General features: G+C 69.8%; 17 protein-coding genes and 3 tRNA genes. 8 read left to right on the top strand and 12 right to left on the bottom strand.

Annotated elements, in window-relative coordinates; all coding sequences use genetic code 11:
- The 3 genes from rpoB to B4V04_RS15400 are packed head-to-tail and all read right to left on the bottom strand — an operon-like array spanning position 1 to position 3,621.
- Complete coding sequence (gene rpoB, locus B4V04_RS15410) at positions 1 to 1,830, bottom strand: DNA-directed RNA polymerase subunit B (RefSeq protein WP_498232602.1); 1,830 nt, start codon at positions 1,828 to 1,830, stop codon at positions 1 to 3.
- A gap of 1 nt (position 1,831) precedes the next feature.
- Entirely contained in the window at positions 1,832 to 3,397 is a 1,566-nt protein-coding gene (locus tag B4V04_RS15405; RefSeq protein WP_123113667.1) for a DNA-directed RNA polymerase subunit B'', read from the bottom strand.
- Positions 3,394 to 3,621: a DNA-directed RNA polymerase subunit H gene (locus tag B4V04_RS15400; RefSeq protein WP_094522283.1), complete on the bottom strand. Its 228-nt coding sequence runs from the start codon at positions 3,619 to 3,621 to the stop codon at positions 3,394 to 3,396. Before B4V04_RS15400 ends, B4V04_RS15405 begins: the two co-directional genes overlap by 4 nt.
- 263 nt (positions 3,622 to 3,884) lie before the next feature.
- On the opposite strand from B4V04_RS15400, the gene B4V04_RS15395 reads away from it, so the two are divergent.
- Both B4V04_RS15395 and B4V04_RS15390 read left to right on the top strand, forming a co-directional pair.
- Positions 3,885 to 3,957: transfer RNA gene (locus tag B4V04_RS15395), tRNA-Asp, on the top strand.
- A gap of 30 nt (positions 3,958 to 3,987) precedes the next feature.
- A tRNA-Asp gene (locus tag B4V04_RS15390) sits at positions 3,988 to 4,060 on the top strand.
- A 367-nt stretch (positions 4,061 to 4,427) separates the two neighbouring features.
- Here the strand turns inward: B4V04_RS15390 and B4V04_RS15385 are convergent.
- The 3 genes from B4V04_RS15385 to B4V04_RS15375 form a co-directional block, all read right to left on the bottom strand.
- Positions 4,428 to 5,432, bottom strand: a complete 1,005-nt coding sequence (locus B4V04_RS15385) for a histone deacetylase family protein (protein ID WP_498232601.1) — start codon at positions 5,430 to 5,432, stop codon at positions 4,428 to 4,430.
- Positions 5,433 to 5,864, bottom strand: a complete 432-nt coding sequence (locus tag B4V04_RS15380; protein ID WP_123113670.1) for a histone — start codon at positions 5,862 to 5,864, stop codon at positions 5,433 to 5,435.
- Between the two features lie 149 nt (positions 5,865 to 6,013).
- Entirely contained in the window at positions 6,014 to 7,486 is a 1,473-nt protein-coding gene (locus B4V04_RS15375; protein WP_498232600.1) for a single-stranded DNA binding protein, read from the bottom strand.
- A gap of 291 nt (positions 7,487 to 7,777) precedes the next feature.
- On the opposite strand from B4V04_RS15375, the gene B4V04_RS15370 reads away from it, so the two are divergent.
- Positions 7,778 to 7,850 (top strand) — tRNA-Arg (locus B4V04_RS15370).
- Positions 7,851 to 8,530: 680 nt separating this feature from the next.
- Here the strand turns inward: B4V04_RS15370 and B4V04_RS15365 are convergent.
- Positions 8,531 to 10,372 carry a cation:proton antiporter domain-containing protein gene (locus B4V04_RS15365; RefSeq protein ID WP_498232673.1) on the bottom strand — a complete coding sequence of 614 codons (1,842 nt, stop codon included), beginning with the start codon at positions 10,370 to 10,372 and terminating at the stop codon, positions 8,531 to 8,533.
- Between the two features lie 468 nt (positions 10,373 to 10,840).
- Between B4V04_RS15365 and B4V04_RS15360 the strand changes: the two genes are divergently transcribed.
- The 3 genes from B4V04_RS15360 to B4V04_RS15350 all read left to right on the top strand — a co-directional run bounded on the left by B4V04_RS15360 (position 10,841) and on the right by B4V04_RS15350 (position 12,392).
- Positions 10,841 to 11,134 carry a hypothetical protein gene (locus B4V04_RS15360; protein WP_498232599.1) on the top strand — a complete coding sequence of 98 codons (294 nt, stop codon included), beginning with the start codon at positions 10,841 to 10,843 and terminating at the stop codon, positions 11,132 to 11,134.
- 218 nt (positions 11,135 to 11,352) lie between these two features.
- Positions 11,353 to 11,544: a hypothetical protein gene (locus B4V04_RS15355; protein WP_498232598.1), complete on the top strand. Its 192-nt coding sequence runs from the start codon at positions 11,353 to 11,355 to the stop codon at positions 11,542 to 11,544.
- Positions 11,545 to 11,669: 125 nt separating this feature from the next.
- On the top strand, positions 11,670 to 12,392 hold the full coding sequence (locus tag B4V04_RS15350) for a DUF309 domain-containing protein (RefSeq protein ID WP_498232597.1): 723 nt from the start codon (positions 11,670 to 11,672) through the stop codon (positions 12,390 to 12,392).
- Between the two features lie 13 nt (positions 12,393 to 12,405).
- On the opposite strand, the gene azf is transcribed toward B4V04_RS15350, so the two are convergent.
- The 4 genes from azf to B4V04_RS15330 form a co-directional block, all read right to left on the bottom strand.
- The gene (azf, locus tag B4V04_RS15345) at positions 12,406 to 13,305 is read right to left on the bottom strand and encodes an NAD-dependent glucose-6-phosphate dehydrogenase Azf (RefSeq protein ID WP_498232596.1); all 900 of its coding nucleotides are present in this window, start codon (positions 13,303 to 13,305) and stop codon (positions 12,406 to 12,408) included.
- Positions 13,306 to 13,429: 124 nt separating this feature from the next.
- Entirely contained in the window at positions 13,430 to 13,780 is a 351-nt protein-coding gene (locus B4V04_RS15340) for a cell division protein SepF (protein ID WP_498232595.1), read from the bottom strand.
- 87 nt (positions 13,781 to 13,867) lie between these two features.
- On the bottom strand, positions 13,868 to 16,720 hold the full coding sequence (mutS, locus tag B4V04_RS15335; RefSeq protein ID WP_498232594.1) for a DNA mismatch repair protein MutS: 2,853 nt from the start codon (positions 16,718 to 16,720) through the stop codon (positions 13,868 to 13,870).
- Positions 16,721 to 16,777: 57 nt separating this feature from the next.
- Positions 16,778 to 17,329 carry a DUF7344 domain-containing protein gene (locus B4V04_RS15330; protein ID WP_498232593.1) on the bottom strand — a complete coding sequence of 184 codons (552 nt, stop codon included), beginning with the start codon at positions 17,327 to 17,329 and terminating at the stop codon, positions 16,778 to 16,780.
- A gap of 338 nt (positions 17,330 to 17,667) precedes the next feature.
- Between B4V04_RS15330 and B4V04_RS15325 the strand changes: the two genes are divergently transcribed.
- The gene (locus B4V04_RS15325) at positions 17,668 to 18,624 is read left to right on the top strand and encodes a DUF8054 domain-containing protein (protein WP_498232592.1); all 957 of its coding nucleotides are present in this window, start codon (positions 17,668 to 17,670) and stop codon (positions 18,622 to 18,624) included.
- Between the two features lie 353 nt (positions 18,625 to 18,977).
- On the opposite strand, the gene B4V04_RS15320 is transcribed toward B4V04_RS15325, so the two are convergent.
- Positions 18,978 to 19,538, bottom strand: a complete 561-nt coding sequence (locus B4V04_RS15320) for a DUF7344 domain-containing protein (protein WP_144800039.1) — start codon at positions 19,536 to 19,538, stop codon at positions 18,978 to 18,980.
- A 451-nt stretch (positions 19,539 to 19,989) separates the two neighbouring features.
- Between B4V04_RS15320 and B4V04_RS15315 the strand changes: the two genes are divergently transcribed.
- A complete protein-coding gene (locus B4V04_RS15315) occupies positions 19,990 to 21,456 on the top strand; it encodes a vWA domain-containing protein (protein WP_498232591.1) in 1,467 nt (488 codons plus the stop codon).
- Positions 21,457 to 21,477 lie beyond the last annotated feature (21 nt).

Raw genomic sequence — 21,477 nt, 5'->3', positions numbered from 1 at the left:
TTAAATAGCGTCCTCCAGTTCGAGCTTCGGTCGGATGCCGAGCGCGATCATCTCGTCGAGGAGGAGCTTGAACGCGTAGCTCACCTCGAGCTCGTGGATGTCGTCCTCGTCGCCCGTGACCGGGTCGTACACGCGGCGCTGCTCGCGGTCCTCGACGGCGACGAGCCCCGTCTCCGCGGAGACGTGGACCGTCTCGGCGTCGGACGACTCCAGCAGCCGCTCGTTGAGCACCATCGACGCGCCGTGGCCGATGATCGTGTCGCGCTCCATCTCTCCGACGCGCAGGCCGCCCTCGCGGGCCCGCCCCTCGGTCGGCTGGCGCGTGAGCACCTGGACCGGCCCGCGCGAGCGGGCGTGGAGCTTGTTCGACACCATGTGGTACAGCTTGTGGTAGAAGATCGTCCCGACGAAGATCTCCGCGTCGATCTTCTCGCCGGTGACGCCGGAGTACATGACCTCCTTGCCGGAGGACTTGAAGCCGTGCTCCTCGAGCCCCCCGCGGAGCTCCTCCTCGTCTTCGCCCTGGAACGGCGTGCCGTCGACGCGCGAGCCGCGCAGCGAGCCGACCTTGCCGCCAAGCATCTCCAGCACGTGGCCGACCGTCATCCGCGACGGCAGCGCGTGCGGGTTCATCACGAGGTCGGGGACGACCCCCTCCTCGGTGAACGGCATGTCCTCCTGCGGGGCGAGGTGGCCGACGACGCCCTTCTGGCCGTGTCGCGACGCGAACTTGTCGCCCAGCTCGGGGACGCGCTGGTCGCGCACCTTCACCTTCGAGAGCTTGGAGCCGTCCTCGCCCTCCATCAGCGTCACCGTGTCGACGACGCCCGACTCGCCCGAGCGCATCGTGACCGAGGTCTCCCGGCGCTTCTGCGGGGAGAGCCCGCCCATGTCGTCCGGCTCCTCGAGGAAGCGCGGCGGACTGGTCTTGCCGAGCAGCACCGAGGACTCGTCCACCTTCGTCTCCGGGTTGACGAGGCCGTCCTCGTCGAGGTGGGTGTACGCGTCCTCGCCGCGCGCGCCGCGGACGTCCTGGTCGGGAATCTCGAAGCGGTCCTCCTGGCCGCCGGGGTACCGGCGCTCCTCGCCCTCGTAGGTCCGGAAGAAGTGCGAGCGGGTGAGCGCGCGGTCGACGGAGCCCTGGTTCATCACCAGCGCGTCCTCGATGTTGAACCCCTCGTAGGACATCACGGCGACGACGAAGTTCTGCGCCGCCGGCCGCTTGTCGAAGCTGATCTGGTCGGACGTCTGCGTCTTCACCATCGCCAGCTGCGGGTAGTGCAGCAGGTGCTGGCGCGTGTCCGGCCGGATCCGGTAGTTGGCGGAGGGAAGTCCGAGCGACTGCTTCATCATCCCCGCGCCCATCGTGATCCGCGGGCTCGCGTTGTGCTCGGGGTACGGGATCATCCCCGCGCCGATACCGAACACGAGCTGCGGGTCGATCTCGAGGTGCGTGTGGTCCTCGGTCACGTCCTCCTCGTCGACGGCGACGAGGATGTCCTCCTCCTCCTCGGCGTCGATGAACTCGACGTAGCCGCGGTCGATGAGGTCGTCGAACTCGACGTCGCCGCGCTCGAGCGCCTCGACCTCCTCGTCGCCCAGCAGGGGCTCGCCGTTCTCGACGACGATCAGCGGTCGGCGGGCCCGCCCCGCGTCCGCGTTGACGATCACTTCCTGGGTCCGGTCTCTGACCGAGACGTTCACCATGTCGGAGACGTCGCCTCGGCGGCGCGCCTCGCGGATCTGTTCGGCGAGGGCCTCGGGGTCCGGATGGGTCCCGACGAGGCTCCCGTTGACGTACACCTTCGCTTCGCGTTCTGCCTGTGCCATGTTAGTCGTCCGCCGTCTGTCGTTCGACGCCCTCGATGCCGGGAATTCCCTCGACACCCATCGACGCCAGTTCTCGTTTCAGCCCCTGTTCGTCCTCGACCGTCTGCGACAGCTCCATCGACTGCGCGAAGTTCTTCACAAGCCCGCAGTTCGGGCCCTCCGGCGTCTCGGAGGGACAGATGCGACCCCACTGGGTCGCGTGGAGGTCCCGCGCCTCGAAGTGCGGCTGCGACCGCGACAGCGGCGAGCGCAGGCGCCGCAGGTGCGAGAGCACGCCCATGTAGTCCGTCCGGTCGACGAGCTGGGAGACGCCCGAGCGGCCGCCCACCCAGTTCCCCGTCGCGATCGGGTGTTCGAGCCGCTCGGTCAGCACGTCCGAGCGGACGACCGTGTTGACGGTGAGCTGCCGGTTCCGCATGTTCGCGCGCTCCAGCTGGTACTTCACGTCGCGCGCCAGCTTGTTCAGGGCGGTCCGGAACAGGTCGCGCATCAGGTCGCCGGAGACCTTCAGGCGCTTGTTGGCGTAGTGGTCCTTGTCGTCGGACTCGCGGCGGTCCAAGGCGAGCTCGAAGCACGCCTCGGCCATCCGGCAGAGGTAGTACGCCTTGTTGATCCGCACGTCCTCCTCCTCGACGCCCTCCTCGTGGAGGTGCGGGAGCAGGTAGCGGTCGATGACGTAGTTCGCCCGCTTGAGCTGGTAGTTCTTCCCCTGGCCGGAGGCGACGCGCTCGCCGAGGGTCTCGATGGCCTCCTCGGTCGTCTGCACCTCCGCCTCCTCTAAGTTCTCCAGCATGAACTTCACGATCTCGGGGTCGTCCGAGACGCGGTGGACGATCTCCTCGTCCGACTCTAAGCCGAGCGCGCGGACGAGCGTCACGAAGTCGATCGAGCCCGAAACGGACGGGAACGACACTTCGAGCAGCCCCTCGCGGTTGCGCTCGCACAGCACCAGCGCGCGGTAGCCGCGGCGCTGGGAGAACGTCTTGGCGACCTGGATCTCGTCGCCGTACTTCGAGTCGTACTCCGCGAGGATCTTGTTCGGCGCCAGGTCCTCCGAGGTCATCAGCACGCGCTCGGAGCCGTTGACGATGAAGTAGCCGCCGGGGTCGACGGGGTCCTCGCCGATGTCGATGAGCTCCTCGTCGGAGAAGCCGGCCATGTTACACTTGTCCGAGCCGACCATGATCGGCATCCGGCCGACCTTCGTCTCGGTCGTGTCGACGACCTGCTCCGGCTCGTCCTCGCCGCCGCGGACGATGGACATCTCCATGAAGACGGGCGCCGAGTAAGTGATGTTCCGGAGCCGCGCCTCCTGGGGGTACAGCAGCTCCTCGGAGCCGTCGGCCTCGCGGACGCGCGGGGTGACCATCCGCACGTCGCCGAGCTCGACGTAGACGGGCTCTTGGCCCTCCTTGTCGCCGATGTCGGTCTCGATCGTCTCCTTCTCGTCGACGACCTCCTGCATGCCGCGGTCCAGGAAGTTGTTGAACGAGCGGAAGTGATGTTCGGCGAGCCGTTCGTCCGAGAAGTACTCGCGTGAGACCACGCGTCGGTCTTGCCTGTTCATGAGACGACTAATCGGTACACGACCGCTTCCTCGGTCGTGCGGGAGTTTCGAACGATCTTCACCACGTCGCCGACCTCGGCCTCGTCGGGGATCGCGGGATCCGTGCGTTTGATCTTCGGTAGGTTCGTCCGTTTCACGTCGTACTCCGCCAGAACCTCGTCGACCTCGTCGTCGTCGAGGAGGACGTGATCCGGGACGAGTTCGTGTTGGCTTACGTCTACCATGGGTGGTGGTTATTGAAAGAAGCTATCACGAGATACTACAGATCGCTATATGGGCCAGCGGCATAAGACTTGCCAACCGACTCCGCCGCGCGCGGCTCACGACGACGGGGGCGTGCGATACTCACACTCATGCGGGTATCGTACAAAAGACTACCGCCGCGATCGGCGACGAGGTCGGCCGTCTCTCCCCTGTCACCCGTCCCCACCGTCGCCGGCGATGACAAGCCTTATTTGCCAGACAGGGGTACCAATGACTGCGACAAGCCCGGATGGTGTAGTGGCCCATCATACGACCCTGTCACGGTCGTGACGCGGGTTCAAATCCCGCTCCGGGCGTCCCCCTGTTCGGGGCTTTTGTCGCTGTTTGCCCGGATGGTGTAGTGGCCCATCATACGACCCTGTCACGGTCGTGACGCGGGTTCAAATCCCGCTCCGGGCGCTTCTGTCGTCGCCGACTACGAGCGAGGAGCGAAGCGACGAGCGAGTCCGGCGACGACGAACTCAGACAGAAGGATTTGAACCCTATCAGTCGCGCGCAGCGACCGACGGGAGCGAGCACGTCTGATCCCGGTTCAAATCCCGCTCCGGGCGTTTTCGACGAACAACACGGCGAGCGCAGCGAGCCGTTCGTCGAAAACGATCGCTGAGGGTTTGAATCAGGGAGTGAAGCGAGTGAAACGAGCGGAACGACTGTGGTTCAAATCCCGCTCCGGGCGTTTCTGTCGTCGCCAATCGACGAGCGGAGCGGTCGGAGCGTCGATTCGGTCGTACCCTCACCGCGGGCGACCGTCGCGGTCGACCCCCGCCTACAGGTCGAGCAGCTCCCGCAGCTCCGCCACCCGCGTCTCCGTCTTCGCGTCCGGCTCCTCGTCGTCGGTGACCGGGGTTCGCCCGTCGTACGTCTCGTGAACCATCGAGACGCCCTCGGCGAGGGTGTCGAGCCCGTAGCCGCCTTCGAGCACGTAGGCCTCCGCCGCGCCGACGTCGTCGGCGACCGACCGGATCCGATCGGTCATCATCGCGTACCCCTCCGAGGAGACGCGCATCCGCGAGATCGGGTCGTGGCGGTGGGCGTCGAACCCCGCGGAGACGATCAGCAGATCGGGGTCGAACCGGTCGATCGCCGGCCCGATCGCCTCGTCGATGGCGTAGCGGTAGTCGGCGTCGCCGGCGCCGGCGGCCAGCGGGAGGTTCACCGTGGCCCCCTCCCCCTCGCCGCGGCCGGTCTCCTCGAGGTCGCCGGTGTCCGGGTAGAGCCCGTCCTCGTGGATCGACGAGTAGAGCACGTCGCCCCGGTCGTAGAACACGTCCTGCGTGCCGTTCCCGTGGTGGACGTCCCAGTCGAAGATCGCGACCCGGTCCGCGTCGCCCTCGTCGAGGACGGTCTGGGCCGCGACGGCGGCGTTGTTGAAGAAGCAGAACCCCATCGCGTCGTCGGGGACCGCGTGGTGGCCCGGCGGGCGGCCGAGCGCGAAGGGGGTGTCGCGGCCGTCGGCCCCGTCGAGCGCCGACCGGGCCGCCCACTGCGCGAGGCCGGCGGCGGTGAGCGCGGCGTCCCACGTCCCCTCGCTCGCGACGGTGTCGGGGTCCCAGCTCCCGCCCCCGTCGTCGACGAACGACTCGAGCTCGTCCACGTACTCGGCGTCGTGGACGGCGACGACCGCCGCGCGGGTCGCCGGGTCCGCCTCAGTGTACTCGACGCCGTGCCGCTTGGCGAGGCCGCGGCGGATCGCGCGCAGTCGGTCCGGGTTCTCCGGGTGTCGCTCCCCCGTGTCGTGCGCGAGACACCGCTCGCTGTAGCCGAATCGCATCTACTCGAACAGCGCGAAGTACGTCTCGATGTCCTCGGCCTGTACGGTCCGCCGGTCGGCGTGTCGCGCGAGCGTCGCGGCCGCGCTCGCGACGTTGTCGGCGTAGTCCTCGAGGATGTCGGCCAGCGCGATCCGGGCGTCGACGCCGACCCGGTATCGGTCGTCGATCCGGAGCCGCGCGATCCGGTCGATGGGCGCGACGGGCAGGGTGAGCTCCTCGCGAGCGATCACCTGTTCGACGCCGAAGTCGGAGGCCATCAGCGTCTTCCGCCCGTCCTCGGTTGCCCGTTCGGCCGCGTCGATCGCCAGCTCCGCGCCGTGCGACTGGATGCGGCGCGCCAGCTCCTCGGCGGCGTCGGCGCTGACCCGGAGCTCCCCGGCGTTCCGCCGGATGATCCCGTCGACCGGCGCGAACGGCAACTCGACACTCATACACACAGTCGCGTCCGTGTACCGTATAACGCTTTCCGTTACCGGCGTCTCCGCGCCCGAGCGCTGGCGTCGCGGCTACTCGACGCGTCGCTCCCGCCGTCGACCGCCACTTCGGCGGTCGACCATCCCCTCGTCGCGCCGCCGTCCGATCAGAACACGTCGTCGGCGTCGATCGTCCCGTCGCGCTCCGTCCCGCGGACCGTGATCTCCTCGCCGAGCCGCAGGCTCGCGTCCGTCTCGACGCTCTTCGTGCGCTGGCCGTCGTCCAGCACGACGGGATCGCCGGTCTGGACGACCGTCCCGGTGAACTCGACCTCCTCGGCCGAGCGCTCCGCCGTCGCGGCCGCGGCGCCGCCGGACCCGGCGCTTCCGCCGCCGTCTCCGGTGGTCTCGCCCGAGACGGCCTCGGCGGCCGCCTTCTGTCCGTCCTCGGCGAAGGCGCCGAGTCCGGTGTCCTCCGCGCCGCGGTCGCCGCTCCCGCCGTCGGCGCTCGACGCTCCGCCCGCCGTCTCCGCCCCCTCGTCGAGGACGGTGACCGTCGAGCGCCAGTTCGCCGACGCCTCGAGGTCGTCCTGCCAGCCGTCCTGGATCTCCACGTCGGTGAAGACGACGCGGTCGGCTAGGTCGATGTCGCGGTCGGCCTTGTCGCCCCACAGGGCGACCCGGATCTCGCCGGTCTCGTCTTTGATCCGGACGTTCCGCACCTGTCCCTCGCTGCCGTCGTCCCGGTCGAACGTGCGCACCGGGTCCGTCTCGATGACGCCGCCGCCGACGTCGACCGTCTCGCCGATCTCCAGGTCGGCGATGTCGGTCGTCTCGGGGACGTACTCGACGTCCTCGTCGACGCGCTCGACGGTGCCGCGGTCGCCGACGTGGAGCTCCAAGTCGCCGTCGCGCTCGCGGACGTAGCCGTCGCCGACCTCGACGACCTCGCCGGCCTCGAACTCGTCGGCGAGGTCGGCCTTGCCGTCCCACAGCGTGACGCGCACGCGGCCCGTCTCGTCGCCGACGGTGAGGTTGGCCACGCGTCCCTCACTACCGTCGTCGCGGTCGAACGTCCGGACCGAGTCGGTGTCGAGCACCTGTCCGACGAGGTCGACGTCGGAGGCGCCGAGCGAGAGGTCCTCGACGCGATAGGTGTCGAGCACCTGCACGTCGACCTCGGCGTCCTCGTCCGGTTCGACCTTGTCGGCGCTCACTTCCAGCCCGCTGTACCCCTCCTTCGGGCGGCCCATGACGCGGAGCACCTGGCCGACCTCCAGCTCCTCGACGGCCGCCGCGGCCATGTCGTCCCAGAGGGCGACCCGCACGGATCCGGAGGCGTCCGCGACGTCGACGTTGCAGACGCGCCCCTCCTCGGCGTCCTCCTCGTCGCGCTCGAAGGTCCGGATCTCGCCGATGGAGGTCACCTTCCCGAGGAACTTCACGTCGTTCATCCCCGGCTCGATGTCGGCGATCGTGTCGGCCTCCTCGTCGCGCAGCTCGTGGGCGATCAGCATCGCGGCCGTCTCCTCGTCGGCGAGCCCGCCCATCTGCTCGACCTTGTCCTCGACGGCCGCCTCGAACTCCTCGAACTCGACGTCGGTGTCGAGGTCCCCGTAGACGTCCTCTATCACTCCCATACGCGTACCTCCTCGGTTGTCGAGTCCGCGGATAAGCGTTGTCCTTGCCGGGGTCTCGCGGCCGAACGCGCGCCCGTCGCCGGTCCGGTTCGGGCCGCGGTCGCCGGTCGGGTCCGCGGCGTCGCCGTCGCGGAGCGGAGTTCAGTCATACGGGTCCATCGGTCCCCTCGATACAAAAGGTGTGCAATCCGTGCGCGATCGTCTGTCCCCGGACCGCGTCGCGTGCGACCTTCCGCCACGCGGCCTCCGGACCGTAACCGTCTTAAGTTCCACCGCGGTACGTTTGCTTGAGTCCTGGTAGGGTAGTGGACTATCCTCTTGGCTTGCGGAGCCAGGGACCGGAGTTCAAATCTCCGTCAGGACGCTCACTTTGCGACTACCTCACTTCGTTCGGTAGCCGCGGCGTTCGCGTCCTGACGTGCCCTGCGCTCGGTTCCCTCGCGCAGGACTCCGTCAGGACGTTTTCGGACACACCAAACGGCGAGCATCGCGAGCCGTGCGTGAATTCCACGCTCTACCCCCTATTCATTCACGATTTAGAAGGGGCGGTGGCGCGTGCCTCCGAGCGCCCACCGGGCGCGAGGAGCACGCGCGAGGGACGCGGCGACCGTAGGGAGCCGCGAGGCTGGGGAGGCGTGAGGCTGTGCGGTGCTGGGCGGGGTGGGACTCAAAGGGGCAGCCACGAGGACGACGCACGGCGACGCAAGGACCGCAGACCGTGAGCGAAGCGACCGGTCGAGGACCGCAGCGAGCCGCGCGAGTCCTCGTGGCTGGGGCTTTGGAGGTGTTCGTCATCGGCCTCCAAGCAACTGCGTATAGCCGAGCGGCTGGGGCTTTGGAGGTGTTCACCGTCCAGTCTCCGATCGCGTAGTACCGAGCGGCTGGGGCTTTGGAGCTACTCACCGCACCAACATCGACCATTTATAAACAGGCGAAGCCGTCGAGGAACGATCCCTCGCTGGAAACTGGTTATAAACGACCGAGCGCCGGTCCGACGCTCCTCGCCCTCGCTCCGCGAACGGACGGAGCCTCCCGGTCGGTGTCTTAATCGTGCGGGTGGAACCGCTCCATCGCGCGCCTGACCGCGTCCGTGTCGCCGATGAAGGTGACGTGGTCGCCGTACTCCAGCACGCTGTCGGCCGACGGCACGTGGTTCTCCCCGTTCCGGCTGACGACGGCGACGAAGGTGCCGTCGGGGATCTCCGCGTTGAGGTCGCGGATCGTCTTCCCGGTGAGGTGCTCCGCGGTCACCTCCACCTCTTGGACGTCGTGGCTGTCGCCGAGCTCGTTCATCCAGTGGGTGATCGCCGGCCGCTCGATCTCGTCGTCGATGGCCACCGCGGTCGCCGTCGGCGAGTCGATCCCCTTCACGCCGATGCTCTCGAAGGCGTCGACGTTGTCCGGCTCGTTCACCCGCGAGTACACCGACTCCACGTCGAACTTCGTGATCGCGAGCTGGCACGCGAGGAGGTTGATGTCGTCGTCGCCGGTCACCGTGATCAGCCGCTTGGCGTCCTCGATCCCCGCCTCGCGCAGCGTCTCCGTGTCGCTGCCGTCGCCCTCGTACACGGTGAACCCGTCCGAGCGCGCCCGCTCGACCACCTCGTCGTCGATCTCGACGATGACGACGTACTCACCCCGCCGCTCCAGTCGTGTGGCGAGCGCCCGGCCGACCCGGCCCCCGCCGATGATTATCGTGCGCATTGGTGACACTCCGAGAACGTCGCCGATCTGCCGCGCGAGCCCGGCCTCGACCGCGACCGTCGCGAAGATGACGGCGAACACCGTCCCGACCAGCAGCTCGCCCTGCGCCACGCTCCCCGCCAGCTCCAGCTCGATCGCGAACAGCGTGGCCACGCTCGCCGGGATGATCCCCCGCGGTCCCACGCCGGCGATGAACAGCCGCTCCGGCCGGGTGAACCGTTCGACGCCGGCGGTGGCGATGAGCGCCCCGAGCGGCCGGAGCACGAGCATGACCACGAGCACGAGCGCGACGGCGCCGACGCCGAGCGCCGCGACCGCCTCGATGTCGATCAGCGCGGCCAGCGAGATGAACACGAACGAGAGGACGACGAGCGTCGTGTTCTCCGCGAACCGCTCGATCTCCTCTCTGTTGTCGATGTCGAGGTTCCCGAGCAGGATGCCGCTCGTCGCGGCCGCCGCGATGCCCGCCTCGGCCGCGACCGCCTCGGCGGCCGCGAACGCTCCGACCGCCGCCGCCAACACGAGGAACTGGGACGCCTGCACGTCGCGCTCGGGGACGAACTCGCTGTCGAGCAGGTAGTAGATGATCACCGTCGCGAGCACCCCGGCGCCCACGCCGACGCCGAGCCGCTCGGCGAACGAGAGGAGGGTCGCCGGGACCCCGAGGTCGTCGAGCAGCAGCGTCTCGAAGATCACGACGGCGACGATGGCGGCGGTCACGTCGTTGACGATCCCCTCGGTCTCCAACGCGGTCGCGACGTGGTCCCTGACGCGGACGACGTTGAGTATCGGCGTGATCACGGTCGGACCCGTCGCCACGAGCAGCGCCCCGATGAGCAGCGCGATCTCCCAGTCCGCCCCCTCGAAGAACCGGACCGCGACCGCCGTCCCGAGGAACATCACGAGGGTGCTGACCGTCACCAGTCGGAGCGACACCGTGGACGCGCCGCGGATCCGGTCGATCCGCAGGGCGAACGCCCCTTCGAAGACGATGATCGCGACGCTGAGTCCGACGATGATCTCGAGGCCGTCCCCGAACGTCTCGAGGGTCACGAGCCCCAACACCTCGGGCCCCATCACGACCCCGATGAGGAGGTAGAAAATGACGCTCGGCACCTTCAGACGGTGAGCGACCAGTTGGACGACGAGTCCCGACACGAGGATCGCCGCGATGACCGGCAACAGGCTGGACACGTCTACCGCTCGTACGCCCGCCGCCCTCCTTAGTGTACTGGTGGCGTCGCGTCGGAGCGGTCGTCCGTTGCGAATGAGATAACCGGAACGAATACTCCCGGACCGCCGAATCACGCCATTGATCCGCACACTCGGACAACTATTAACTCGGTTCCTCATCTGCGTGAGTGTACGCCCGAGCGGACTCCCCCGCCGGGCGCCCCCGCCATGACCGTCCGCGACCCCATTCCGACGTTCGCCCCCCTCCGGAGCGTCGGGAAGCGGGTCCGCGGACCGGTCGCCGCTCGGCTCGACGCCGTCGCCGCGTGACCCCGACGCGGGGACGGTCGGCCCCCGCCCGTCGAGGCGAGCGCCGTCTTCTCTCCCGTCTCCCGACGCTCCAGCCGCGTTACCGTGGACCCGGTAGCTCAAGCGGCAGAGCCTCGGGATGAGGAATCGACTCCCTCCCGGGTCCGTATGGCAGCCCCACCCTGCCGCCGCGCGACCGACGTCGCGCTCCGGGTGGCGGTCCCCCGCGACGCCGCGGGCGACCTCCACGCCGGGGTCCGATCGAAGCTCGACGGTCGCGACGGCGTCGACGTCGAACGCGTCGACGTCGTCGACCTCCGCCCCCGCCTCAACGACCTCGCGGTCGAGGTCGACGCCTCGGTCCGGCTCGCGCCGGACGTCGAGGTCGCCGACCTCACCGACGTCGTCGGGGTCTCGGAGGCCCGTCCGCGCGAGCGGACGGCGACCGGACGCGACCGGTGACCGCTCTCGGGCAGCGACCGCCCGCGGGCGGCGGTCGGCCCCCGACGGGCGCGACGCGGTCCCCGACCGACGAACAGCACCCGGCCGCGGCGCGAGGCCCTCGCGCCACCCGCTCGAATCCCACCATGAGACGAGACCGATCCCGATCCGGACGCACCGCACACCCCGACCCGTACGCGGGCCCCGACCCGTCAGCCCCTCTCCCGTCGGCGCGGGCGATGGCCGTCTTCGCGGCGCTCCCCGTCGCGGTCGTCGCGGTCGCCTCCTTCCCGGTCGCGGCCGCGATCGCACTGGCCCTCTTCGCCGGCGTCGTCGCCGGCGCGGCGCTCGGGCGCCGGTACCCGGGCGCCGTCGACCGGACGCTGCCGGTCCCCGGCGGCGACTCGGCGTCCGCCGCCGGCGACCGGTAACCCGCGTCGGTCGCGGTCGAAGTCCCCGTTGACGCTTCTCTCACTCCTCGACGTGGCCCCACCCGATCGCCGTCGCCCGCGTCGCGACTCTCGCTTTTTTACGTCGCCGTCGCCGAGGCTCGCACGTGACCGACAGAGACTCCGGCGTCCGCGACGGCGCGGCCGACGACGGCGGGGAAGGCGACCGCGGAGGCGACCTCGAGGGCGCCCCCTCGGTCTCCGCCGCCGTCGCCGCCGGCGCCGCCCTGTTCAACGAGGGACACGTCCTCGCGGCCCACGACCCGTGGGAGGCGGCGTGGCTCCCGCTCGACGAGGGCGACGACGAGCGCCTGCTCCACGGGCTGATCGCGGCCGCGGCGGCCACTCACCACGCGACCGAGCGGAACTGGTCCGGCGCGGCCGGATGCGCCGCCAACGCGGTCCGGTACCTCGGCGGCCTCGACGCGGGGACGACTCGCGGCGCCGACGAGGGGGTTCGCGGCGTCGACGTCGCGACCGTTCGGGAGTGGTGCCGACGGCTCGCGGCCGATCCCGAGACGATCGAGCGCGTCGGGCTGCCGCCGATCCGCGTCGGCGGCGCGGCACCGCGGTTCGCCGACCTGGACCTCGCGGCCGCGCTGCTCGCGGCGCCCGCGCTCGCCGAGGCGGTCGACCACGCCGACGAGGAGACGTTCGAGACCGCGGCGGCGCTTGCGCGCGAGGAGCGCGGCACCGGGCGGACGCGGTTCGCGGAGCTCCTCTTCGCGTTCCTCCGCGAGCCCGACGCCCGCCCGCAGGTGGCCGCGCGGCTCGCGGACCACGTGGAACTGGCGGAAAGAAAGCGACGCGACGTCGACGACCTGTTTTAAATCCAGAGACCGGTCAGGCGCCGTCCGTCGGGGTGTCCGGGTCCGAGGGGAAGTTCGGCTCCTCGGTGACCGAGTAGTCGGTTCCCTCGCCGGGGTCGCTCCCGTCGCCGGAGTCGCCCTCGTCCCGGTCCGCGTCCTTCGGCTCCCCTTCGAAGGTGTAGTTCGCGGAGTTGTCGGCGGGGTCGTAGCCGAGCGCCTCGCGGGCGCGCTCGATGGAGTAGTAGCGTCGGTCGTTGTTCGAGATGCCGTAGACGATCTCGTAGCCGTAGTCGGCCCGCAGACACCGGTCGAACAGGTGCGCGCAGTCGCGGTGCGAGAGCCACATCGCCTGCCCGCGCTCGTACTCCCGCGGGGGATGGTCCTTCGTGAGGTTCCCGATGCGCACGCAGACGACGCTCATCCCGTGTTCGTCGTGGTAGAAGCGCCCGAGCGCCTCGCCGGTCGCCTTCGAGACGCCGTAGAGGTTCCCGGGGCGGGGGAGCTCGGTCCCGTCCAGCCGGTAGTCGTCGTCCGGGCGGTAGAGGTCCGGAGTCCGGTCGTCGGTCTCGTAGCCGCCGACGGCGTGGTTCGAGGAGGCGAACGCGAACTTCTCGACGCCCTCGTCGACGGCCGCGCGCATCACGACCTGCGTCCCGTCGATGTTGTTGCGGAGCACGGAGTCCCACGGGGCCGTCTTCCGGGGGTCGCCGGCGAGGTGGATCACGGCGCCGACGCCCCGCATCGCCTCCCGGACCCCCCGCTCGTCGGTGATGTCAGCGACGTACCGGTCGGCGTCGGTGACCCCGTCCGGCACCTTCGCCGCCGGGAGCGGCTCCCTGTCGAGGAGTCGCCACTCGTAGTCGTCGCCGATGCCGCGGAGGATGGCCTGCCCCACCCGTCCGCCGGCGCCCGTCAGCAGGACCGGCTCGTCCATTCGGTCGTACGTGGGCGGGAGACGGGCATATAACACACGGTTCGGCCACGCACCGGTCGATCGCGGCCGAACGCGCCTCCGCGGCGCGAAAACGAGGCGACGTCGAGACCGAGACGAGTCCCGGCTACAGCTTCTTCCGCGAGATCGAGACGCCCGTCGGCGTGACCACGATCTGGTCGTCGCCCTTCTGGACGATGTCGCCGTCGACCTCCTGGGCGACCTGCCGCAGCTCGTCGATGATGTGTTCGATCGTGCGGTCCGACGTGGAGTGGCGGGTGATGTCGGCGATGACGAAGTCGCCGTCGTAGACGGCGTCTTTGATCGGGATGACGTCGCTCTGGTCGCCGATCTCCGCGATGTGTACCTGCATCCCCGTGTCCGCGTGCGCCTCGGCGAAGTCGTCGAGGTCGAGCTCGACGTAGTCGTCGACGGAACGGTTCCCGCCCCCGCCGAGGATCTTGCTCATGATGCCCATACACACCACACGACGAGGTCGGACATTAGTTCTTACGTCAGACGCACCCGGCGCGTCGGTCGTCGGCGACTCTCGTCGCGCGGGTCGTCAGCGGTCCCCGTCGAGTCGCTCCTGCCACTCCTGCACTCGCGCGAGCAGCTCCACAGGCGCGGTCGCCGCGACGTCGACGTCGCTCAGCTCCTCGATCACGGCGCGGGTCTCGGGGTCGAGGCCGTCGGCTTCGCCGGTTCCAGCGGTCCTCGCCGCCCCGCCCACTTCGCCCGCTCCGCCCGCCGTCGACTCCGGGCCCCTCCCGTTTCGAGCTCCTCCGGAGTCGGGGGCGTCGGACGCCGCCGACCCGGCGTCGCCCTCGCCCGCGAACGACCCGGACGAGAGGTCGAAGACGACCTGCTTCGTGCCCTCGCCGCTCCCGGTTCCGTCCCCCGCGCCGCCGCTTCCGGCCCTCTCGCCGCCGCTCTCGGCCCCCTCGCCGCCGCCCCGCGACCCCTTCGCCTCGATCGCCTTCTCCTCGCGGAGCCGGTCGAGCACCTCGTCGGCGCGCCCGACGACCGGCTCGGGGACCCCGGCGAGGTCGGCGACGTGGACCCCGTACGACCGGTTCGTCGGCCCGTCGCGGACCGTCCGGAGGAACGTCACCTCGCCGTCCCGCTCGTCGACGGCGACGTGGACGTTGGCGACCCGCGGGAGGTGGTCCGCCAGCGCCGTCAGCTCGTGGTAGTGCGTGGCGAAGAGGGTGCGCGCGCGCACCTCGTTGTGGAGGTACTCGGTCGCGGCCCACGCGATGGAGATCCCGTCGTAGGTGGCCGTGCCGCGGCCGACCTCGTCGAGGATGACGAGGGAGTCCGCGGTCGCCGAGTGGAGGATGTTCGACAGCTCCTGCATCTCGACCATGAACGTCGAGCGCCCCTGCGCCAGCTCGTCGAGCGCGCCGACGCGGGTGTAGATCCCGTCGACGAGCCCGACCTCGGCGGCGCGGGCGGGGACGAACGACCCCGCCTGCGCGAGCAGCTGAATGAGGGCGGCCTGCCGCATGTACGTCGACTTCCCGCTCATGTTCGGGCCGGTGACGATGAGGAAGCCGCGCTCGTCGTCGAGCCGGAGGTCGTTCGGCACGAAGTCGGTCGTCCGCTCGACGACGGGGTGGCGCCCGGCCTCGACCCGGAGCCGGCGCTCGTCGGTCAGATCGGGGCGAGTCCAGTCGTTGCCGGCGGCGTGGGTCGCCAGCGACGCGAGCGCGTCGACCTCGGCGACGACCCGCCCGACGTCCTGGAGCAGCTCGGCGTCGCTGGCGACGCGCTCGCGCAGCTCCTCGAACAGCTCGTACTCCAGCTCGCCGCGGGCCTCCTCCAGCCGGAGCACCTCCCGCTCCCGCTCCGCCAGCTCGTCGGTGACGAACCGCTTGGAGTTCTTCAGCGTCTTGATCTCGCGGTAGTGCTCCGGCACCTGGTCGGCGACCGACTTCCCGACCTGGATGTAGTAGCCGTCCGTCTTGTTGCGGTCGACCGTGACGTGGCTGAGCCCGTACTGGCGCTTCTCCCGCTCCGCGAGCGTGTCGAGCCACTCCGTCGCCTCCTCGTGGCTCGCGATCAGCTCGTCGAGCTCGTCGTCGTACCCCTTCCGGAGCAGCCCCCCCTGCGTCTTCGCCTTCGGGGGGTCGTCGGCGAGCGCGTCGGCGAGCTCGCCGTGGAGGGCGCGGGCGCGCTCCCGGTCGAGGTCCTCCAGCACCGCCGCGACCGGAGACTCCGCGAGCGCGGTCCCCTCGACGGCGTCGACCATCGCCGGCACCAGCGCGAGGGTGTCCCGGACCGAGAGGAGTTCGCGTGCGCCCGCGCTCCCGCTCGTCGCCCGCGCGGCCAGCCGCTCGAGGTCGTACGCCTCGCCGAGCGTCTCCCGCAGGCGGTCGCGCGCGAGCGCCGCCGACGCGAGCGCCTCGACCGCGTCGAGCCGGCGGTCGAGCCGCGCGCGGTCCCGTCGCGGTCGGGTGAGCCACTCGCGGAGCAGCCGACCGCCGGCCGCGGTGACGGTGTGGTCGACCGTCTCGAACAGCGACCCCTCGCCGTCGCCGCGCATCGTCTCCGTGAGCTCGAGGTTGCGCTGGGTCGTCGCGTCGACGTCGACGTGGTCGCCGTCGCCGTACGCCGTCAGCCGGGTCATCGACGCGAGCACGCCGGCGCCGGTCTCCTCGACGTAGCCGAGGGTCGCGCCGGCCGCGCGCAGCGCGAGGTCGGAATCTATCCCGACGCTGTCGGCGGTCTCTCGACCGAACTGCTCGCGGACCGCGTGTGTCGCCCGCCCCGGCGCGAACGCCTCCGCGTCGAACAGCGACACCGATCCGGAGAGGTCCTCCCGGACCGCGCCGAGCAGCCGGTCGTCGTTGCGGACGCGGGGGCCGGGGAGCACCTCCGCGGGGTCGAACCGGTACAGCTCCGCCCGGAGGTCGCTCTCGTCGTCGACCTCGGTGACGAGGAACCGGCCCGTGGTGACGTCGGCGAGCGCGAGGCCGTAGGGGCCGCCCGCGTCGTCGCTCTCGACGCTCGTCTCCGGGGCGCCCGCCGATCCGCCGCCGTCGTCCTCGCGAACGACCGCGGCGAGGTACCGCGCGTCGTCGTCGGCCGTCTCCAGCAGGGTGCCCGGCGTGACGACGCGGGTGATCTCGCGGGCGTGGCCGTCGTCGGTCTCGTACTGGTCGGCGACGGCGACCCGGTAGCCGCGCTCGACGAGCGCCTTCACGTAGGGCGTCAGCTCCGAGAGCGGAACGCCCGCCATCGGATACGACGAGCCGTGCGAGGACTTCTGTGACACCGTCAGGTCGAGCTCGTCGGCGACCAGCTCGGCGTCGTCCGCGAAGAACTCGTAGAAGTCGCCGCACTGCATCGCGAGGACGTCCGCGTCGGTCTCCGCCTTGAGATCGAGGAACTCCCCGACGATCCCCGTTGGCATACGTCCGTACTCCCGCCGTGGGCGGGTAAAACCCTACGGGTGTGGCCCGTCGAACGCCTACCCGACCCGGTTCCGACGCGTCACCGTCCGGTGGACGACCCCGGAAACGGCGAAGAGCGCCGCGAAGAGGACCGCGTACGCGTACCCGGAGACGGACGCGAACGGGACGGTCCCGATCCACGCCGCGCCGCCGAGCAGCCCGCAGACGACCGCGAGGCCGACGTAGTACTCGCTCCACAGGATCTCGTTCTCGGAGACGACTTCGAGGTACACCTCCAGCCGGCGGCTCTCCTCGGTCAGGGAGACGATCCCCCTGTCGGGCTCGTACGCGATGAAGCCGCTCTTGGCCAGCTTCGGGAGGTGCGACTGGTGGAGCGCGGTGTACACGCGTTTCCGCTGTTTGTACGTCACTTCGACGGGGTCGACCTCGTTCTCCCACGCCGCCAGCTGCTCGGCGATGTCTCTCACGCGGGCGTCGTCCCCGTGCTCTTTCAGATAGATGATCACGTTCCGTCGCCGCCGGTTGCTCAACGCCGTGAATATCTCGTCGCGCGAGGGCCCGGCGTCCTCGCTCGGTGCCTCTTCTGTGACCGCGAGTTGGGGTGTCATGGCTCTCTTGCGGTGGAACTTCTCTGAATGGGGATTGACACCGAGGAGCATATAATTTTCCATTATATTTATATTTCATATCCAACTAAAAACGACGCACTGAGGCTTGACACGCCAGTTATCAACGTCTTAATCGCCCGGCTCCGGGGCGAATATCGTTCTCTCAGCGTTTTTGCGCTCGAACGGACCGCGGCGCCCCGGTTCTCGCGGTCCGCCCGAAGACACCGATCGCGGCTTCACGGTGAGCGGCCGCAGCCTCGCGGCGGCACCCCGTCTCGGACCGGTCCGCCGGCGGTAGGAGCTGCATACATACGACCGTTCGGCGCCACGATCCACCAATGACGACTCCACGCGACACGATCGTCTCGGAAACTCCACGCGACACGACCGTTTCGGAACCGCCGTCGCATCGGGCCGGGATCAGCTCTCTCAATCGCTTCCGCCGCCCGGAGTACACCGGCGAAAACCGGTGTCTCCCCTGCACGGCCGTCAACGTCGTCGTCGCCGCGATCGTCGCCGTCGCCGTCGGCGGACTGCTCACGGTCGGGGTCGGCGCGGCGGTCCTCCTCGCCTCCCTCGCGGCGATCTGGCTCCGCGGCTACCTCGTTCCGGGGACGCCCGAGCTCACCAAGCGGTACCTCCCCGAGCGCGTCCTGCGGCTGTTCGGAAAGGGTCGGGCGGCCGCGCCGCCGGCCGACGTCGACGCGGAGTCGTACCTGCTGTCGGCCGACGTCCTCGTCGAGACGCCGGACGGGACCGACCTCTCCTTCGCCCCGTGGTTCGCGTCCGCGTGGCACGGCGCCGTCGACGGGATGCGCCTCGACGCGGGCGTCGCCGTCGCCGACGCGGGGGCCGCGGCCGAGCCCGGGGAGACCGACGTGACCGACACCCCCGGCGATGATGCCGACCTGGCGGCGCTCGCGTCGCTCACCGGCGTCGACGCCGAGTCGCTCTCGCTCGACTGGCGCGGCGGGACCGCCTTCGCGTTCGCCGACGGCGAGCGCATCGGCCACTGGGAGTCCCGCGCCGCGTTCCTCGCCGACGCCGCCGCTGACCGCGTGCTGACCGACCGCGTCGACGGCTGGACGGACCTCCCGCTCGCGGCGCGGAGCGGCGTGCTCGGCGCGCTTCGGCTGTTCGTCGAGGAGTGCCCCGCCTGCGAGGGACCGGTGAGCTTCGAGGAGCGCGTCGTCGAGTCCTGCTGTACGAGCTACGATGTGATCGCCGGCCGCTGTGCCGCCTGCAACGCGCGGCTGTTCGAGTTGAACCTGCCGCCGTCGCTCGCGGCCGAATAATACGTCGTGACTAGTCGTTCCGCGGTGAACACCGCCAAAGCCCCAGCCGCGAGGCGCTTCGCGCCTCTGGCAGCCGGCGGCGTTGCCGCCGGCGACTGCCCCTTTGAGTCCCACCCTGTACCGCACAGCGACCGCACCTCACACCTCCCCAGCCTCGTCGGCCACTCTTCGCTTCGCTCCGAGTGGCCGACTCCAGCGAGAGACCTCCGGTCTCTCTGGCAGCCGGCGGCGACGCCGCCGGCGACCTCGCACGCGCTGACTCGCGGCCGCCGGGGGCGGCCGCTCGCAGGCGCGCGCCGCAGAAGTCAGACTGCTTCGGATAGACAGGTAGATCGCAGAACTCGGGGTTCGTCTCAGCTTCGGCGCCGCGAGCGCAGGCCGTTGCGTCCGATCCGGAGCTGCCGGAGCACGGAGAAGCGGTTGAGCCACAGTTGGTAGGCGCTCGCGGCGGCGAACAGCGCGAGCGCGACGCTCGTCAGCAGGATCGGATCGACCGCGGAGACGAGCGGGGCGCCGAGCAGCGCCGCGAGCAAGACGGTCAGCGACGCGACGCCGAGCGCGCGATACAGCTCCGACCACGTCACCCCGCCCTTGGCGACGATCTCGGTATACAGGGAGACGTCCCGCGCGTGCCGCGACAGCTCGATCGTCTGCGTCTCCCGGTCGTACTCGATGACGCCCAGCTCCTCCAGCTTCGGCAGGTGCGTCTGGACGAGCGAGGTGTACACGCTCTCGCGACACCGCGTCGGCGGCGGGCTCTCGCCCGTCTCGCGGCCCGCCACCAGCGTCGACAGCTCGTGGACCGTCACCACGCCGCCGACGCTCTCGAGCTGCTCGAGGGCGCGCCGACGGCGCTCGTTCGCGAGGATGGCGTACACCTGCTCTGCCGGAAGGACGTCGTTTCGGAGTTTCATGGATGCGGGTCCGACGCTCCGCGCGACGCGGAGATCGGTCGTTGGCGCTACATCTTCCCTCGGGGGGATAGATATGCGCTCGCTACCCCCGTTCGGTCCTCGTCGCGTGGTACCTCGAACCGATATTCGACTCCTCGAAACCGATAGCCCGCGAGCCCGTGGACGCCGCCCTCTCGCTCCGATCGCCCCCGATCTCACGTCCGAAGCGGCACGCGTCCCGTACCGCCCGCCGCGGTCGAAGTATGGGGTTCATGTCGCCGATTTTGCCCGAAGTAGGATCGCCGAACCGCCGATCGAACGCGGCGTTTGACCGCGCGAACCGTCCGTTCCACCGGATCGAACTGATCGTTCGACGGTGACGTGGCTGCGCGTAACTAGGTGGGTATCCCTCGGAGGGGGAAGTAACCGATTCGGCTACTCGACGCGGTCGGAGGGCGAGTCGGCGAGAACCATGAACCCGGACACCAACGACACGATCGGACTCTCGCGGCGCAAGCTGCTCGCCGGCCTCGGGGCCGTCGGCGTGGCCTCCGCGGGCGCGGGACTCGGCACCACGGCGTACTTCAACGACACGGAGACGTTCGAGGGCAACACGCTCACCGCGGGCGAGCTCGATCTCAAGCTCGACTACAAGTCGACGTACCTCGGCGGTCCCGGCCGCCTGGATGACATTCGAGCGATGGGGTACGGCCCCAACGACGAGACTCTTGCGCAAGATCTCGGTGACGGCCGGTACCTGCTCGGACAGGCGCCCAGCCCCGCGGACATGCAGGCGTGGGAGGACCTCGTTATGGACGACGACTTCGACTTCTGCTCGCCCGAGGCGGACGAGTACCTCGTCAACGGCGACGGGATCCCGGTGTTCACGCTCGAAGACGTGAAGCCCGGCGACTCCGGCGAAGTCACGATCAGCATCCACATCTGTGACAACCCCGCGTACCTCTACCTCGCGGGCGAGCTGACCGAGAACGCTGAGAACGGTCAGTCCGAGCCCGAACTGGCAGCCGAGGGCGAGGACGCCGACGGGCTCGGCGAGCTCGCCGACGCCATCGAGGTCTGCGTCTGGTACGACGAGGACTGCGACAACGTGTACGAGCCCACCGGCACGGGCCAGCAGAACGAGCTTGAAGTGGCGCTCGTCAGCGACGTCTCGGGCTCGATGGGCGGCTCCATCGGCGACCTCCAGGCCGCCGCGAACGGGTTCGTCGACAATCTCTCCGCACCGGACGAGGCCGCCGCGATCTCGTTCAACAGCTCCGCGTCGCTTGACCAGGAGCTGACCACGAACTACCAGGCCGTCAAGGACGCCATCAACGCTTACAGCGACGGTGGCGGCACGAGCATTGATCAGGGTATCGACGTGGGTGCGGACGAGCTCCTCAACGGGAGCAACGCCACCCCCGGCGCCTCGAAGGTGATGATCCTGCTGAGCGACGGGAACTCCAGCGCCAGCGCCGCGACCACCGCGGCGAACGACGCGAAGAACGCGGGCATCCGCATCTTCACGATCGCGCTCGGGAGCGCGAACACCTCGCTGCTCCAGAGCCTCGCGAGTTCGCCGGACGACGCCTTCGTCGCGCCCGACCCGGCCGACCTCGACACCGTTTACGCCGAGATCGCGCAGATCGTCTTGGCGGGCGAACAGAAGATCATCTCCGGTTCGATGACCGACGTCTTCGCGCAGCTCTCCGAGGGGTTCGCGCTCGACGGCAACCGCCAGGAGGACGGCCGGCAGCCATACCCCGGCGCGACCACCCAGTGCATCGGCTTCGAGTGGACGCTCCCCGCCGACGTCGGCAACGAGATCCAGACCGACTCCGTCGGCTTCGACATCGCCGTCTACGCCGAGCAGTCGCGGCACAACGACGACCCCAACGTCGCGTTCAACGGGACCGACGTGAACAGCACCAGCGTGTAGCTCCTCGGAGCCACGCGCTTC

This window comes from Halorubrum sp. B52 (assembly GCF_059752555.1).
This window is presented reverse-complemented; position numbering and strand designations above follow the sequence as displayed.

Coding starts and splice junctions, on each gene's coding strand:
- B4V04_RS15375 (WP_498232600.1), bottom strand. CDS start 7,486: ATGGGAGTGATAGAGGACGTCTACGGGGACCTCGACACCGACGTCGAG.
- B4V04_RS15400 (WP_094522283.1), bottom strand. CDS start 3,621: ATGGTAGACGTAAGCCAACACGAACTCGTCCCGGATCACGTCCTCCTC.
- B4V04_RS15405 (WP_123113667.1), bottom strand. CDS start 3,397: ATGAACAGGCAAGACCGACGCGTGGTCTCACGCGAGTACTTCTCGGAC.
- B4V04_RS15330 (WP_498232593.1), bottom strand. CDS start 17,329: ATGACACCCCAACTCGCGGTCACAGAAGAGGCACCGAGCGAGGACGCC.
- B4V04_RS15315 (WP_498232591.1), top strand. CDS start 19,990: ATGAACCCGGACACCAACGACACGATCGGACTCTCGCGGCGCAAGCTG.
- B4V04_RS15360 (WP_498232599.1), top strand. CDS start 10,841: ATGGCAGCCCCACCCTGCCGCCGCGCGACCGACGTCGCGCTCCGGGTG.
- B4V04_RS15385 (WP_498232601.1), bottom strand. CDS start 5,432: ATGCGATTCGGCTACAGCGAGCGGTGTCTCGCGCACGACACGGGGGAG.
- B4V04_RS15325 (WP_498232592.1), top strand. CDS start 17,668: ATGACGACTCCACGCGACACGATCGTCTCGGAAACTCCACGCGACACG.
- B4V04_RS15320 (WP_144800039.1), bottom strand. CDS start 19,538: ATGAAACTCCGAAACGACGTCCTTCCGGCAGAGCAGGTGTACGCCATC.
- mutS (WP_498232594.1), bottom strand. CDS start 16,720: ATGCCAACGGGGATCGTCGGGGAGTTCCTCGATCTCAAGGCGGAGACC.
- B4V04_RS15355 (WP_498232598.1), top strand. CDS start 11,353: ATGGCCGTCTTCGCGGCGCTCCCCGTCGCGGTCGTCGCGGTCGCCTCC.
- rpoB (WP_498232602.1), bottom strand. CDS start 1,830: ATGGCACAGGCAGAACGCGAAGCGAAGGTGTACGTCAACGGGAGCCTC.
- B4V04_RS15340 (WP_498232595.1), bottom strand. CDS start 13,780: ATGGGCATCATGAGCAAGATCCTCGGCGGGGGCGGGAACCGTTCCGTC.
- azf (WP_498232596.1), bottom strand. CDS start 13,305: ATGGACGAGCCGGTCCTGCTGACGGGCGCCGGCGGACGGGTGGGGCAG.
- B4V04_RS15380 (WP_123113670.1), bottom strand. CDS start 5,864: ATGAGTGTCGAGTTGCCGTTCGCGCCGGTCGACGGGATCATCCGGCGG.